Raw genomic sequence first — 16176 nt, forward strand, 5'->3', positions numbered from 1 at the left:
TTCAATTCATTGTTCAATAAACAGATTCTAGCTCTAATATTTTTTTAAACGATTATACGCCCCGCACGCACTGACAATGGCCAGCGAATGACTCTGGGCAATTCTGGATCTTCCCATTCTGGCAATAAGGCATCTGCCAGTGCATTTAATGGATTATGTCCAAGTGCTTGAGTGGCTGCTTTCACGGCTGACCAAGTACTCATATAACCAATTAACTGATAAAAATTCCATTCAACCTGTAATACCGGTGGCTGAATCACCATTTCCTGAAATGGAAATGGGAGATTTTTATATCCTTCATCTACATGGCGACGTTCAGGCGGCCAGTACGATGCAAGCGTTACCTCATAAAAATGCTTAAAATAATGATTCAGATGGGGCTCATCCACACTGAACACGCCATAGCTAATTAAAGCCAGAATGGCATTGGGTTTAGCAATACGACGGACTTCTGCGTAAAATTTTTCCAGATCGAGCCAATGCGCTGCTTGAGCCACCGAAATCAGATCAACACTCTGGTCAGCACACGGGATATCTTCAGCGAATGCCTGACCATACTGAATTTTTGGATGCGGTTTGGCCTGGGCAAGCTGTTCACTACTCGCATCAATAGCAAGCACCTGATCAAAGTAATTCGCCAAAACTTCTGAAAGCTGTCCAGAACCACAGCCGACATCTACAGCCAATTTGGTACCTGGTGACAGCTCTGCCAATAGCTTTCCCAATGCATCCCGATAATGCGGACGAAACAAGGCATAGTCCTGTGACTGTTGGGAGAAATGATCTTTAAATTTCCTATTTTCCATATATGCTTTCCAGACCAGTTTTATTTCAGTCTAAATAGCCAGTCAGGGAATGCAGTTGGAATTTGGTTTCAGTCACTTCCGGTTTTTAAAATGCAGAATTCATCTATTCAATAGGATCATCTTGCTGAGTTAGTCATTTAAGCTATTCTGCTTGATCTGATACTCTGCCTTGAAGGCTTTATAGCTCAGCCGGTCTGCGGAGACTTCTGCTAAAGGACTGACCTCCTGCATTGAGGAAAGACAGCGCTCTGTCAGCTGAATATATTCCTGCGTCCCTTTGCTTTTCCAGGCAATTTCTTTGGCGTCCAAGGGACGGATAACCCGCGCCGGACTACCGAGCACCAGTGAATTTTCAGGAATCTGGGCTTTGGCTTTAACCGTACTATTAGCACCAACAATGGTATTTTCACCAATCTCGGCTTCATCAAGAATCACGCTGTTCATGCCGACCAATACATTTTTGCGAATGATACAGCCATGTAAAATCGCGCCATGTCCGATATGACCATATTCTTCGACCAGCGTGACGCTACCGGGAAAGCCATGAATGGTACAGGAATCCTGAACATTGGCATTTTTCTGGATATGAATCCCACCAAAGTCGGCTCTTAAAGTAGCAAAAGGCCCGATATATACGCCCTCTTCAATCACCACATCTCCAATCAGAACGGCTTGCGGATGCACATAAGCGCGAGGGTTGACCACAGGAATCACACCAGCAATGGCATAACACGGCATTATTTTATTCCTTTAAAAATGCAGAATTAGATTAGCTAACGGCTTCCAGTCGTAAACCGCCAAAACGTTTATAAAATTGTGGATGTACCGGCGGCATCGAACCTTCCGAAGTTCGTGCGATCTCCATAAAGAACTCATCCCCTGCCGCAACCACCGTTTGATATAAATTACTGCTCAGATTACGGGCATTCAGGGAAAGCCAGTTGGATGGCAATAATTCAAAAGGCAGATTTGGATCTTTTAGTAAAATCCGGCGAAATTGATGAATCAGCAAAATTCGCAGCTGAAAAGCCTGAACCGGATCCAGTTCATCTTCCTGTTCCACCAGATGAAAGAATTCCCGGAAATCCGCAATGAATTTTTCATAGCGCTGATGCAGTTCCTGCACCGGCCAGTTGGTAGCAACCATGCGTTTTACAGTTGGATAGGATTCCTGCCAGAGCTGCAAAGTTTCTGCCTTAAACACCACGACTTGGTCAGTCATTTTCAAGTTCAGCAGCAGGTTTTGCAGTTTCTGGTGATCACAGCCCGGATAGGCCATGACATTGGTGGCGATATTGGCAAAGCCCAGCCATTCCAGTTCTTTTTTCAGAACCAGTTTATTTTCCAGTTCCACCGAACTGAGCAGCACCAGATCCCATTTCTGATCCCATTCCTGATGGCTAAAACTATAAATTTTTTGATCCGCCATAATAAAACGCTGGCGGCTGCTTTCAGTGACGCGGTAATAGCTGGTGCGACCAATTTTTTCAGACATCAGCCAGCCATTTTGAACCAGACGGAATACGGCAGTCCGTACCGATCGTTCATTAAATCCGAAGACATCCATGAGCTGAATCAGGCTGGCCAGACTGATGATGCCACCGCGGTGAAAAATACAGTCACCGAAGATGGTCATGATTAATGAGGTTCCGCTGAGTGCTTCAGTTTGAATAAAGTCATCAATTATTTGTTTTAATTTCGGATTCATTGCGTTTAACTTTACCTTATAGAAATTGGATGATAGACCATTTGGCTATCATCCAATAGTACTTCATGCAGACTTGCGGATATCAAACACGCGCTGTGCCTTGCCTTCAGAGCGTGGCAGACTCCCTTCAGGCAACACTTCGACACTTACGGTGATTCCGACCATAGTTTTAATCTGGCCCTTAAGCTGAGTTGCCAGCTGGTGCGCCATAATGTCACTGCTATCTTTACGCATTTCTGTACGGATATGCAATGTATCCAGATGTCCCTGTTTGCAAATCTGAATCTGGTAGTTCGGAATCAGTTGTTGGATCTGTAAAATCTGCTCTTCAATCTGCGACGGGAACACATTCACTCCACGAATAATCATCATGTCATCACTACGGCCCACAATCTTGTCCATACGACGCATGGTGCGTGCCGTGCCTGGCAATAAACGGGTCAAATCGCGGGTACGGTAACGGATTACCGGCATGCCTTCTTTGGTAATGGTGGTAAATACCAGTTCACCCAGTTCGCCATCTGGCAGCACTTCTCCAGTTTCCGGATGGATAATTTCAGGATAGAAATGATCTTCCCAGATGGTTGGGCCATCTTTGGATTCCAGACATTCCATTGCGACACCCGGCCCCATCACTTCAGACAGACCATAAATATTCAGGGCATCAATACCCAGACGTTCTTCGATTTCCTTGCGCATTTCATTGGTCCATGGCTCTGCACCAAATACACCGGTTTTAATCGAGCAGTTTTTGGCTGTGCCAAATTTCTTCTCAAGCGCTTCAATAATGTTCAGGCAGTAAGATGGCGTGACCATCAGTGCCGTCGGTTTAAAGTCATGAATCAGTTGCGCCTGTTTATCAGTTTGTCCGCCAGACATTGGGATCACGGTTGCACCCAAACGCTCAACGCCATAATGCGCACCTAGACCGCCAGTAAACAGTCCATAACCATAAGACACCTGAATAATATCTTTACTGCTCAAGCCAGCTGCACGTAATGAACGCGCCACTACATCCGACCAGACATTAATATCATTCTGGGTATAACCCACCACGGTTGGCTGACCGGTGGTACCAGAAGATGCGTGTACACGTACAATCTGTTCTTGTGGCACAGCGAACATGCCAAACGGATAGTTATCGCGTAAATCCTGTTTGGTGGTAAACGGGAATTTCGCCAGATCTTCCAGTGAGTTAAAATCGTCTGGATGCACGCCAGCATCATCGAATTTCTTTTTATAAACCGGGCTATTCTGATAAGCATGTTGCAACGTCTTTTTCATACGCTGTAGCTGAACACTGCGTAACTCATCAACCGATACTTTTTCAATTATTTCCATTGCATTGTTATTCATATTCTTACTCCTGACGCAGTCTTCCTGACCACGGTTTAATTCATTGATTGAATGATGTGTTTAATCCATATTTTCTAAAACCAGTGCCACACCTTGACCCACACCGACACACATGGTGCAGAGTGCATATTTGCCTTTACGGCGTTTTAGTTCTTTCATGGCCGTGATCACCAGACGAGTGCCACTCATACCCAGCGGATGACCCAAGGCGATGGCACCGCCATTCGGGTTAATTCTGGAATCATCGTCTTGCAAGCCGAGTTCACGAATCACGGCCAGTGACTGCGCAGCAAAAGCTTCATTCAGCTCAATCACGTCCATCTGTTCCAGAATGAGTCCAGTCTGTTTCAGCACTTTATGTACTGCTGGCACCGGCCCAATGCCCATATATTTGGCTTCGACACCGGCGCTGGCCATCCCGATCACTTTGGCTTTCGGGCGCAAACCATACTGCTCAGCAAACTGCTGATTGCCGAGTAATACGCAAGCCGCCCCGTCATTAACACCCGAAGCATTACCAGCGGTGACTGAACCGCCTTCTTTACGAAATGGGGTTTTCAAGGCTGCCAGATTATCCAGCGTCGTTTCTGCACGCGGGTGCTCGTCTTGGGAAATGGTCAGAGTGGTTTTCTTCGGACCGTTAACCTCGACTGGCAGAATTTCTTCGGCAAAAATACCTTTTTGCTGCGCTACTGCGGTTTTCTGCTGGCTGTGATAGGCAAACAGGTCTTGGTCTGCACGGCTAATCTGATACTTTTCAGCGACGTTTTCGGCAGTTTCCGGCATGCTATCGACGCCAAACTGTGCTTTAAATTTTGGGTTGATAAAACGCCAGCCAATGGTGGTGTCATAAATTTCAGGGGTACGGCTAAAGGCAGTTGTAGGTTTGGATTGCACAAAAGGCGCTCGGCTCATGGATTCTACGCCACCCGCCAAAATAAATTGAGCCTCACCCGATTTGATGGCACGGGCTGCCAGTCCAATGGCATCCAGACCTGAGGCACATAAACGGTTTACGGTCAGTGCTGAAACAGATTCAGGCAACCCTGCGAGTAAAGCAGCCATACGCGCCACGTTGCGGTTATCTTCACCGGCCTGATTGGCACAGCCCAAGATCACTTCATCCAGTTCTGCCCATGGCAAGGCAGGATGCTGATCTTTCAGATATTGAATCGGTAGCGCTGCCAGATCATCAGCACGAATGCTGCTCAGTCCACCGGCATAGCGTCCGATCGGGGTGCGAATTCCATCAAAAATATAAACCTGTTCCATGATTCTTCCTTTTAGCCAGCAACACGTAATGGTTGCTGCTGAGTTTTCTGTGCATGTCCCTGCACCGCTTTCTTGGCTAAATATATACTAGTTCTATAGCGGTCTTCACCATAAATACAATACATATTTTCTAAAATTTGTAAAATTGTGTAATATCCAATTTTATCTGCCCATTCGAATGGACCACAAGGATAATTAACGCCATATTTCATAGCAGAATCAATATCTTGTTCTGATGCAATATCATGCAATACTGCTTCACAGGCTTCATTCACCAACATGGCAATACTACGTATAACATAAAGACCGGGATGATCCTTAGACCAAATAGGTATCATATCCATACCTATGAGGAATAGCTCCACTGCCTGGCGCTGTTCAGCACTACACGCCGGTGATGCAACGACTGGAATCGCTTGAGCATTTGTCCAATCTGAATGCCAGTCCATCAACACCACAGGCTCATGCGGATAGGTAAGTTCAACTGATTCGCCAAGCGATAATCGCAGAGAAAGGTCACCAATCAGGATTTCATTCTGTTCTGCTGCCTGAAAACTCAGCTCTACATGAGAGGCCTGTTTTAAACGTTCAATCAGTACTGAGGAATGTAGCCATTCACCTTTTACTGTGACTTTGAGCTTATTCAGCGACTTGGCATAACACACTGGCAATTCATATACAGGTGCAGGCTTGGCCTGAGCGTAATCATAAAAACCCTGACCGGACTTGCGACCATAACAACCGGCATCGACCAGTTCTTTTTGAATCAAGGACGGGCGGTAGCGTGGCTCATAGAAAAATTCCTGATAGACACTTTGTGTGACCGAGAAATTCACATCCTGCCCAATTAGATCTGTAAGTTCACACGGCCCCATGGCAAAACGGCCACATTCGCGCATGATGTAATCGAGCTGTTCCGGGGTGGTGGCATTTTCCTGCAAGGCACGAAAGGCCTCGGCATAATAAGGTCGTGCGACACGATTGACGATAAAACCGGGGGTCGATTTGGCTCGCACCGGAACCTTGTTCCAGTCCTTCATCAGATCAAATACTGCATCGGCAATCGCTGGTGAGGTTTTCAGTCCGCGGATAATCTCGACCAGTTTCATCACCGGCGCCGGATTAAAGAAATGCAGACCAATCACTCGCTCGGGATGTGGAATCGCCGAGGCAATTGCGGTAATGGAAATTGAAGAAGTATTAGACGCAAAAATCGTCTGTTCCGGGCAAATGGCAGCCAGCTGTTGAAACAGGTTTTGCTTCACTTCTTTCTTTTCAACAATGGCTTCAATAATTAAGCCCGCATCGGCAAGCTGCTGAATGTCCTCTGCCACAATCAGATTGGCGAAGGTACTCTCCAGCAATTGCTGGGTCATTTTGCCATTTTGTACGCGCTTGCTCAGCTGCGCCTCTAAAGCAGTCAAGGCACTCTGAACTTTGCTGCGATCGAGATCAAACACATAGGTCGGATGCCCGTGCATGGCTGCCAGTTGTGCAATGCCAATCCCCATGGTTCCAGCACCGACCACAGCAACTTTGACTTGTTCCAAATTGATCTGTTGCATGATTTAGCATCCTTTATATTCAGGGGTACGCTTCTGCATAAAGGCTTGTACACCTTCCTTATAATCGCTTGAACGTCCAGCCAGACGTTGCAGGTCACGTTCCAGAATGAGCTGCTCATCCAAATTGTTTTCTGCTGCGGCATGAATGGCTTTTTTGATCAGGGACAGACCATAGGTCGGTTGCTGCGCCAGATGCTCTGCCAGTTTTTTCGCTTCTGCCTGCAATTGCTCATCTTCAACCACCTGCCAGATCATGCCCAGTTGTACTGCACGCTCAGCCGGAATTTTATCGCCGAGCATCGCTAGGCCCATCGCCTGAGCACGGCCGACCAGACGCGGTAGGAACCAGGTACCGCCTGAATCTGGCACCAAACCAAGACGGCAAAAGGCCTGAATAAAGGAAGCCGATTTTGCTGCCACCACAATGTCACACGCCAGGGCAATATTGGCACCTGCCCCTGCTGCTACTCCATTCACGGCACAAATCACCGGTTTAGGCATTTCGGTAATCAGCTTGATCAAAGGGTTGTAATATTTTTCAATCGATAGGCCTAAGTCCGGTGCATCGGCATTCGGATCGACCACACGGTCATTCAGATCCTGACCGGCACAGAAACCGCGGCCTTCGGCTGAAATCACCACGGCACGAATCTGGCTATCTTTAGCCCAGGCCTTGATGACCTTGGAAACTTCCTGATGCATGGTTTCATTAAAGCTGTTGAGCTGTTTTGGACGGTTAAAGGTCAGGTAGCCCACTGCATTTTTTTCTTCGACAATAATTGTTTGATAATCCATTACACACCTCTAAATTCTGGTTTTCTTTTTTCTAAAAATGCATTGATGCCTTCCTGGCGATCTTGGGTCGCCGCCAGCCAGACAAAATGTTGACGTTCAAGTTTCAGTCCCTGACTTAAAGTCACTTCATGAATCGACTTTAAAGATTGCTTGATGGCACGAATGGCCAGCGGTGCCTGCTTGGCAATTTTTTCTGCCAGTTCCAGTGCGTATTGCACGGTCAATCCTGCCGGACAAACCTGGCTACTAATGCCATGTTGCAAGGCTGTTTGTGCCGAAATCATTTCACCAGTCATGGCCCAGCGCATCGTTAATTGCTGACCGACCAGACGGGCCAGACGCTGGGTTCCACCGGCACCCGGCAACATACCTAAACCGATTTCAGGCAAGGCAAACTGGGCATTTTCTCCGGTCAGCACCATGTCACCATGCAAAGCCAACTCGAAACCTGCACCAAAAGCATAACCATTTACGGCCATGATTAAAGGCTTGGAAAATTCATCAATTTTTTTCCAGAGCAGTGGGCGTTGGTCTTGCTGGATGCTGACCACATCTAACTGCGCCAGCTCATTTAAATCAGCACCGGCAGCAAAGCATTGCATATTTCCGGTGATGACCACGGCTTTCACAGCAGCATCTGTTTCCAAGTCCTGTAGACAGGCTGCAATGTTTTGCAAGGTGGCATTGTTTAAGGCATTGCGCTTTTCCGGGCGATTCAGCTCGATCAGTACCACACCTGGCCTGGTTGAGCTGGTTTTAATGTAGGTCATCCTTGAACTCCTGCTATGCTCGCGGTGCTGTAAATTCAGCTGTTATTCATCAAAACTGAGTCGGACATTGGCCGTGGTTGGACGTGCCTGACAACTGAGCACATAGCCTTTCTGAATTTCATCTTCTTCCAGACTGTAATTCACCGCCATTTCAACCTGTCCCTCTAACACCTTACATTTACAGGTGGCACAAACACCGCCCTTACAGGCATATGGCAGGTCGGCTCCGGCACGTAGCGCAGCATCTAAAATACTGTCATCCTGTTTGGAGACTTCAACAATCAGCTCGCGACCATCCAGAACAATATTGACGCGTTCTTCGCTACGGCTTTCCATCTGCTGGGCGGTTGCTTTCGGTGCAGTACCGGTATTGAAGCGTTCAGTGTGAATCTTACTGCGCTGAATGCCCCAAGTCGGTAATACCGTTTCGACTGCTGTCATCATTTCTTCAGGACCGCAAGCGAAACAATGATCTGCTTCGGCTGAAATCAGATTGGCCTGAAACAGCTGCTGTAATTTTTCCGCATCGATCCGACCATTAAAGATCTCGCTGTCATTCAGTTCACGTGAAAAAATATTCACCAGTTGCAGACGTTCCTTAAAACGGTCTTTCAGGTCCATGATCTGTTCAGAAAACATAGTCTGTTTCCAGGAACGGTTGCCATATACCAGAGTGAATGTTGCGTCCGCTTGACGGTTCAGCACTGACTTTACAATCGATAAGATCGGCGTAATACCACTGCCTGCTGCAAATCCTAGATAATTCTGGCCACCAGCCTTGGCGGCTTTCTGAAAGAACACCCCTTGCGGTGGCATGACTTCTAGTACATCGCCCGCTTTGAGATGCGCATTGGCCCAGGTTGAAAACTGACCTTGATCAATTTTTTTAATCGCAATACTCATGTCTTCCTGAGTATCACTGCAGATTGAGTAACAGCGGCGCAGCTCGCCGTCATCGGTTAAATGGCGAATGGTGAGGTGCTGACCCGGCTGATATTGGAAAGCATCCAACTGCTCAGGCGCGAGATCAAAGGCAATGCAGATCGCCTGCTCGGTTTGTGGCTGAATCGATTTAATGGTTAATGGTATAAATTGGCTCATGGCAAAATCCTTCTTTTAGGTGGCGGTGTTCAGGCTTGTTATTGGTTTACCCTGCCCACCGCGCAATCGTTACAATCAAATACATTTGAAATAGTCAAAAGTTTCTAAGCAGTCCCGACATTGATATAAAGCTTTACAGGCGGTCGAACCGAATTCACTTAATAATTTGCTGTTGTTACTTAAGCACTGTGGACAGGTGATGCCATCGGTCAATGCCACATGCGTACCACAGCTATGTGACTGGCCTTGCGGCGGGGCAATACCATATTGCTGTAATTTGTGTTTGCCCGATTCACTCATCCAGTCCGTGGTCCAGGCTTGAGACAGATCCACAATGACTTTGACCGGCGTCAAACCGTTCGCCTCGAAAGCCTGGGTAATTTCTGCTTTTAATAAATCCGTGGCCGGACAGCCGCTATAGGTCGGCGTGAGTCGCACCACAATTTCATCCTGCTGATTCAGCTCGACGCCACGAATCATGCCCAGATCAATCACTGACAATACTGGAATCTCTGGATCAGAAACCTGCTGTAAAACGTCCCAACATTGATCTTCTACGTGTCGAATCAGATTCATGCGACTCACTCCCTGTGATTGTGCCGAATTACCAGTTCATGTTTGGATAAGAGCGCTGCATGTATTGCAGTTCAGCCAAAACAAAACCGAGATGTTCTGTATGTAAACCCTGTTTAGCCCCACTGCGATAAGCGCCTAGCTCTGGCAGGCTTAATTCAAATCGCGCTAACTCGGATGTAATGGTCTCCAGCCACTGGGCTTTTAAATTTTCAATATCTGGAATGACACCGCTATCGACCAACTGTCTTTCATCAGCCGTCAGAACAAAAAGTTCCTCGGTAAAACGCCATAACTGGTTTAAACCTTGCTGGGTTTTTTCATGCGCTTCTGCGGTACCTAAACTTAAGCGTTCCATCCAGGTGGTGGAAAAACGCTGGTGATATTTCACTTCTTTGAGTGATTTCACTGCAAAAGCCGCCAACTCAGCATGCTGACTTTGACTTAAGGCGCTAAACAATAAAGCGTGGTAGTGATCCATCAACCACTGGCGCACCAGGGTCTGGGCAAAGTCACCATTCGGCTGTTCACACAGCAGCAAATTACGGTATTCACGTTCGGTACGGAAATAAGCCAGCTTGTCTTCATCACGGCCCTGTCCTTCCACTTCACCCGCCAGACTGAGGGCAGTACGTGCCTGACCCAATAAATCCAGTCCGATATTGGCTAAGGCAATATCCAGCTCCAGTTCAGGTGCATGACCACACCACTCTGCAAAACGATGAGACAGGATCAGTTGACTGTCACCCACATGTAAAAGAAATTCTGCCAATACTTGATTTGTCATATTCTTCACCTTTCCCTTTACATATGCTCGATGCCAGCTGGAATGTTATAAAAGGTTGGATGGCGATAAACCTTGTCCAAAGCGGGTTCAAAAAATTCTGCTTTTTCATCTGGCTGTGAAGAGGTAATCAATTCAGATTTCACCACCCAGATACTGATCCCTTCATTGCGGCGGGTATATACATCGCGGGCATTTTGTAGTGCGACTTCCTCATCCGGTGCACGCAGGCTGCCGACATGACGGTGACTTAGACCCTGTTTACTACGCACAAATACTTCATAAAGTGACCAGTTATTTTTGTTATTCATGAGCAAATTTCCTTATATTGATCAAACTATTTTTTAAGCGACTTTTTGTGCTGCTGACTGTTGCTGCTGTTTTTGAGCATAGACAGCTGCGGAATCACGTACCCACTTGCCGCCTTCCCAAGCTTTGCGGCGTGCTTCAATACGCTCATGGTTACACGGCCCCTTGCCTGCAAGAATCGCAAAAAACTCATCCCAATTGATTTCACCAAATTCGTAATGTCCGGTGGCTTCATTGAATTTAAGGTCTGGATCTGGAACGGTTAAACCCAGCTGCAAAACTTGCGACACGGTGTTATCGACAAATTTCTGACGTAGCTCATCGTTGCTGAATAATTTAATTTTCCACTGCATACTTTGTGCACTGTTCGGTGAATTATCGTCACTTGGACCAAACATCATCAGTGCCGGCCACCAGAAACGGTTCACTGCATCCTGTGCCATCTGCTTTTGTTCCGGCGTACCATTGGCCAGTTCCATCATGGCTTCAAAGCCCTGACGCTGATGGAAACTTTCTTCCTTACAGACACGCACCATAGCTCGGGCATAAGGACCGTAAGACGTACGGCACAGCGCAACCTGATTGACAATTGCTGCACCATCCACCAGCCAGCCAATCGCGGCAACATCGGCCCAGCTCAGGGTTGGATAGTTGAAAATTGAAGAATATTTCATGCGACCGGCAATCAGCTTATCCATCATGTCGTCACGATCGGCACCCAAGGTTTCTGCAGCACTGTACAGATACAAGGCATGACCGGCTTCGTCCTGAACTTTTGCCATCAGCACAGCTTTACGTTTTAAGGTCGGTGCACGGGTAATCCAGTTGCCTTCCGGCAACATGCCCACCACTTCAGAGTGTGCGTGCTGACCGATCTGACGAATCAAGGTCTTACGATAAGCATCCGGCATCCAGTCCTTCGGCTCTATGGAAATATCCTTTTCAATCTTTTGATCGAAGATTTGTTGTTGGTTATTCATTGTTCCCTCACTTATCCCAAGTGTTGATACACTCAAATTAAAACGATACGTAATTAAAATCAATATCTATTTATTGGTATCATTTAATTTTCACCCCTTATTTTTAATAAATATTTGTTTTATATCATTTAATATTTTTTTATTTTATTGTTACGCATTTTTAAACACAGATTTATGATTGACATTTTCACTTTTTCAACACAAATTATGAAACATCAAAATTAAAATACATCTCAAAACGTATCATAAATGGAGTTTTTACAATGTTAGAGTTAGACAGCAGCTCAAGCACAACGGATTATCAAGATACTGAATCAACCCATAATCCTATTGCCATCAAAAGCTTAGCTTCACTGGTGTACGGCCAGGAATACGCAGCGCAAGCCGATTTACGTACGGTTTATCATGCCATTAGCGGTGAAGCGGTTTATCTGGTCGGCAGTCAGGGCATCGATACCCAAGCCGTGGTGAAGTATGCCAAACAAAAAGGCGCGGCTATTGCCACATGGACCTTCCATCAACGTGCCAATGCACTGAAGCAAGTGGCACAATATTTGATGGAACGCAAAGAAGACTTTTATGAACTTGCCAAGGCAACCGGCTGTACCCGTAAAGATGCCTGGATTGATATTGAAGGCGGGATTGGCACCTTATATGCCTATTCAAGTTTGGTGCGTCGTGAACTGAGTGATGAAACAGCATGGGTCGAAGATGCCTGGATTCCTCTTTCTAAGCAAGGTAGCTTTGGCGCGAAACATATTCTGACGCCTAAAGCCGGTGTCGCCGTGCATATCAATGCCTTTAACTTTCCGATCTGGGGCATGCTGGAAAAAATCGCACCCACACTGCTGGCAGGCGTACCCTGTATTGTGAAACCAGCGACCGAAGGTGCCGAGCTGACTCATGCCGTAGTTAAAGCCATTCATGAAAGCGGTTTCTTGCCAGAAGGTTCACTGCAGCTCATTTGCGGACAGGTCTATGATTTATTTGATCATTTAAATCCTCAAGATACGGTCACTTTTACCGGTTCTGCTTCAACAGGGCAAAAACTGCGTTCGCATCCACACTTAAATGCCTACTCGATTCCATTCACCATGGAAGCAGACTCGGTCAACAGTGCAATTTTGACGGCGCAAGCCAATGATGAAACGATTGATTTATTTGTCCGTGAAGTTTTCCGTGAAATGACCACCAAAGCCGGACAGAAATGTACCGCTATTCGTCGTGCCTTTGTGCCAGCCGAGCTATTGGATACAGTACAAAGTCGTCTGATTGAAAAACTGAAAAAAGTAGTCGTGGGCGATCCAGCTCAGGAAGGCGTGACGATGGGTGCTTTGGCCAGCGTCAAACAGAAACATGATGTCGCTGCAAAAGTTGAACAGCTCAGCCAGGATGCAGAGATTGTATTCGGTAGCCACTTGCGTCAAGACTTTAAGCTGCAAGTACAAAATACGGAGAAGTCTGCATGCTATCCACCAACAGTCTTGCTATGCAAAGCACCAGTTCAGGCAGAAAACATTCATAAGATTGAAGCCTTTGGGCCTGTAGTGACTTTAATGCCATATACTGACCTGGCTCAGCTGGCTGACCTGGTGGCACGTGGCGAAGGTAGCCTGGTGGCATCCATCGTACGCAATACCGATGAAAATATTGAACGACTGCTCAGCAAAATTGCGCCATGGCATGGTCGTGTCCATATTCTGGATGCTGAAAGTGCCAAAGAAAGTACCGGACATGGCTCTCCATTACCTTTACTGGTTCATGGTGGACCGGGACGTGCCGGTGGCGGTGAAGAACTCGGCGGCTTGCGTGCAGTCAAACATTATATGCAACGTACTGCGATTCAAGGCTCGCCAAATGCCATGACTCAGGTCGGCCATAGCTGGACGGCTGGAGCTCAAGTCTTTGAAGACCGCGTGCATCCTTTTAAAAAATCATTTGATGAATTGCGTATCGGCGAGCGTTTGCTGACTGCACGACGTAGCGTGACCGAAGCGGATCTGGTGAATTTCGGCTGCCTGAGCGGTGATCACTTCTATGCACATATGGACAAGATCGCTGCAGCAGAATCGCTGTTTGGTGAGCGCGTAGCACATGGCTATTTCGTGGTGTCTGCCGCGGCCGGTTTATTCGTTGATGCCGCCCAGGGCCCAGTCATTGCCAACTATGGCATGGACAACTTGCGCTTTGTAGAACCGGTGAAAATTGGCGATACCATTCAGGTAGAACTGACCTGTAAGCAGAAAACCCCAAAAGCACTGCGCGATCCGGCACAGAAACCACATGGTGTCGTGGTCTGGGATATTAAAGTGAAAAACCAGCGCAATGAACTGGTTGCAACCTACGATATTTTAACGCTGGTTGAACGTGGCTAAAAATTCATACCCAAAAAAAAAGGAATCATTATGATTCCTTTTTTTTGTCTTTAAAAATTATTTGTATCTATTTTCAAAAACAGATTGACGTCTCTCTATTTAGGCTCTAGATTAATTAAATACGATACAATATAAAAATAACAAGCATATTAAAAGTATCAAATAAATATCTCAAACGATCAGCACAGGATGTTGCATGATGAATGATAAATCGCTGAACCTAGAAATGGTTGAAAGGACGATTCAACCAACAAATCAAAATTTTGAGCCTACACCGACAGAAACGGCTGTGCCGCTGTCTGAACAGATTGAACCGCCACCGGAAAGCAGCACCTATCAATGGTATGTGGTGGTCATTTGTATGGTGGCTTACATTCTGTCATTTGTAGACCGTCAAATTTTATCGCTCATGATTGAACCGATTAAAGCCGATTTAATGCTGAGCGATACCCAGTTCAGCCTGTTACAGGGTCTGGCCTTCTCCTTGTTTTATGCCATTATGGGTCTGCCCATCGCAGCATTGGCGGATCGAAAGTCCCGGATTAAAATCATTGCAACCGGGATTGCGTTTTGGAGTCTTGCCACAGCGGCTTGTGGTCTCAGTAAAAACTTTATTCAAATGTTTATTGCACGTTTGAGTGTGGGTGCCGGTGAAGCTGCGCTTTCCCCTGCCTTTTATTCAATCGTTGCCGACTTATTTCCGAAAGATAAATTAGGCCGTGCACTCGGTGTATATGCGATTGGTGCCTTTATTGGTTCGGGCCTAGCTTTCCTGATTGGCGGCTATGTGATTGGCCTGCTAAAAGATGTCAGCTTCGTAGCCTTACCCCTCATTGGTGAAGTGAAAACCTGGCAACTTACCTTTATGATTGTGGGTCTTCCAGGCGTATTACTAGCCCTACTCATGGTGCTGACGGTGCGTGAACCTGCACGTAAGGGTATGAAAGTCGATCAGGATGGCCAAGTCATTAAAGCCTCTTTCAAAAATTCGATCGGTTTTATCAAGACACATAAAAAGACCTTCTTCTGTCATTTTATTGGTTTTTCTTTTTATACCATGATGCTGTATTCCCTGCTGGGCTGGGCACCTGCCTACTACATGCGTAATTTCGGTCTGGATGCGAGTCAAACCGGTTATATCCTCGGTACGATTATTTTGGTCGCGAATACTTCAGGTGCCTTGTTCTGTGGCTGGCTGATCGACTTTTTCTCGAAACGTGGTTATAGCGATGCTGCAATTCGTACCGGTGCCATTGGCTGTACAGCGCTGATTATTCCGAGTGTGCTGTTTACTCAGGTCGATAATATGCAGCTTTCATTTGCGCTGATTTTTGTGGCGATGTTCTTCTCCACTTTCCCGATTCCTGCATCGGCTGCTGCTACGCAAATGCTGACACCAAACCAGCTACGCGCACAGGTATCTGCCAAGTTTCTGCTGGTTTCAAACCTGATTGCGTTAGGCGTCGGAACGACTGCAGTGGCGTTAATCACGGATAAATATTTCCAGAATCCCTTAATGGTTGGTAACTCGATCTCGATCGTCAATGCGATTGCCGGATTGATTGGCTGCTTCCTGTTGTACAAGGGCTGTCAGTATTATCGTGAGAGCATGAAAGTCGAAAAACTGGCTGACTAAAATGGCTGGCTATCGATAAACCCTCTTAAGCTTCACTTTTAAAGGCCTTTAATCCACATTAAGGGCCTTTTTATATCAGCCCAAAAAGTTCAATTTTCAGGCTCTCAGATTTCAATTCCCATCCAGCCTAGACAGGCTGCCTAAAA

Annotated in this window: 15 protein-coding genes; 2 read left to right on the forward strand and 13 right to left on the reverse strand. The window is 46.5% G+C overall.

Going from position 1 to position 16176, the window contains the following annotated elements:
* Positions 1 to 44: 44 nt before the first annotated feature.
* From ACO1B7_RS03915 to paaA, 13 genes are all read right to left on the reverse strand, one after another.
* Positions 45 to 806 (reverse strand): class I SAM-dependent methyltransferase, encoded by a 762-nt coding sequence (locus ACO1B7_RS03915; protein WP_155861762.1) that lies wholly within the window; start codon positions 804 to 806, stop codon positions 45 to 47.
* Between the two features lie 129 nt (positions 807 to 935).
* On the reverse strand, positions 936 to 1544 hold the full coding sequence (locus ACO1B7_RS03920) for a DapH/DapD/GlmU-related protein (protein WP_155861761.1): 609 nt from the start codon (positions 1542 to 1544) through the stop codon (positions 936 to 938).
* A gap of 31 nt (positions 1545 to 1575) precedes the next feature.
* Positions 1576 to 2514: a phenylacetic acid degradation operon negative regulatory protein PaaX gene (paaX, locus tag ACO1B7_RS03925; protein ID WP_005172449.1), complete on the reverse strand. Its 939-nt coding sequence runs from the start codon at positions 2512 to 2514 to the stop codon at positions 1576 to 1578.
* Between the two features lie 63 nt (positions 2515 to 2577).
* Positions 2578 to 3870 (reverse strand): phenylacetate--CoA ligase PaaK, encoded by a 1293-nt coding sequence (paaK, locus tag ACO1B7_RS03930; protein WP_423089829.1) that lies wholly within the window; start codon positions 3868 to 3870, stop codon positions 2578 to 2580.
* 60 nt (positions 3871 to 3930) lie between these two features.
* Positions 3931 to 5142 (reverse strand): 3-oxoadipyl-CoA thiolase, encoded by a 1212-nt coding sequence (pcaF, locus tag ACO1B7_RS03935; RefSeq protein WP_155861759.1) that lies wholly within the window; start codon positions 5140 to 5142, stop codon positions 3931 to 3933.
* A gap of 11 nt (positions 5143 to 5153) precedes the next feature.
* Entirely contained in the window at positions 5154 to 6707 is a 1554-nt protein-coding gene (locus ACO1B7_RS03940; protein WP_423089830.1) for a 3-hydroxyacyl-CoA dehydrogenase, read from the reverse strand.
* Positions 6708 to 6710: 3 nt separating this feature from the next.
* Positions 6711 to 7502 carry a 2-(1,2-epoxy-1,2-dihydrophenyl)acetyl-CoA isomerase PaaG gene (gene paaG, locus ACO1B7_RS03945; RefSeq protein ID WP_004279188.1) on the reverse strand — a complete coding sequence of 264 codons (792 nt, stop codon included), beginning with the start codon at positions 7500 to 7502 and terminating at the stop codon, positions 6711 to 6713.
* Positions 7502 to 8272: an enoyl-CoA hydratase-related protein gene (locus ACO1B7_RS03950; RefSeq protein ID WP_155861757.1), complete on the reverse strand. Its 771-nt coding sequence runs from the start codon at positions 8270 to 8272 to the stop codon at positions 7502 to 7504. Before ACO1B7_RS03950 ends, paaG begins: the two co-directional genes overlap by 1 nt.
* Positions 8273 to 8314: 42 nt before the next feature.
* Positions 8315 to 9373, reverse strand: a complete 1059-nt coding sequence (gene paaE / locus ACO1B7_RS03955) for a 1,2-phenylacetyl-CoA epoxidase subunit PaaE (RefSeq protein WP_155861756.1) — start codon at positions 9371 to 9373, stop codon at positions 8315 to 8317.
* Positions 9374 to 9448: 75 nt separating this feature from the next.
* Positions 9449 to 9949 carry a 1,2-phenylacetyl-CoA epoxidase subunit PaaD gene (gene paaD, locus ACO1B7_RS03960; RefSeq protein WP_005247163.1) on the reverse strand — a complete coding sequence of 167 codons (501 nt, stop codon included), beginning with the start codon at positions 9947 to 9949 and terminating at the stop codon, positions 9449 to 9451.
* Positions 9950 to 9977: 28 nt separating this feature from the next.
* A complete protein-coding gene (gene paaC / locus ACO1B7_RS03965) occupies positions 9978 to 10733 on the reverse strand; it encodes a 1,2-phenylacetyl-CoA epoxidase subunit PaaC (protein ID WP_005247164.1) in 756 nt (251 codons plus the stop codon).
* 17 nt (positions 10734 to 10750) lie between these two features.
* Entirely contained in the window at positions 10751 to 11041 is a 291-nt protein-coding gene (gene paaB, locus ACO1B7_RS03970; RefSeq protein WP_004279183.1) for a 1,2-phenylacetyl-CoA epoxidase subunit PaaB, read from the reverse strand.
* 33 nt (positions 11042 to 11074) lie between these two features.
* Positions 11075 to 12019, reverse strand: a complete 945-nt coding sequence (paaA, locus tag ACO1B7_RS03975) for a 1,2-phenylacetyl-CoA epoxidase subunit PaaA (protein ID WP_004646055.1) — start codon at positions 12017 to 12019, stop codon at positions 11075 to 11077.
* 263 nt (positions 12020 to 12282) lie between these two features.
* On the opposite strand from paaA, the gene paaZ reads away from it, so the two are divergent.
* Positions 12283 to 14394: a phenylacetic acid degradation bifunctional protein PaaZ gene (gene paaZ, locus ACO1B7_RS03980; RefSeq protein WP_155861754.1), complete on the forward strand. Its 2112-nt coding sequence runs from the start codon at positions 12283 to 12285 to the stop codon at positions 14392 to 14394.
* A 196-nt stretch (positions 14395 to 14590) separates the two neighbouring features.
* Positions 14591 to 16030, forward strand: a complete 1440-nt coding sequence (locus ACO1B7_RS03985; protein ID WP_155861753.1) for a spinster family MFS transporter — start codon at positions 14591 to 14593, stop codon at positions 16028 to 16030.
* Positions 16031 to 16176: the final 146 nt, after the last annotated feature.

Source organism: Acinetobacter lwoffii, assembly GCF_049367455.1.
Taxonomy (GTDB): Bacteria; Pseudomonadota; Gammaproteobacteria; order Pseudomonadales; family Moraxellaceae; genus Acinetobacter; species Acinetobacter lwoffii_W.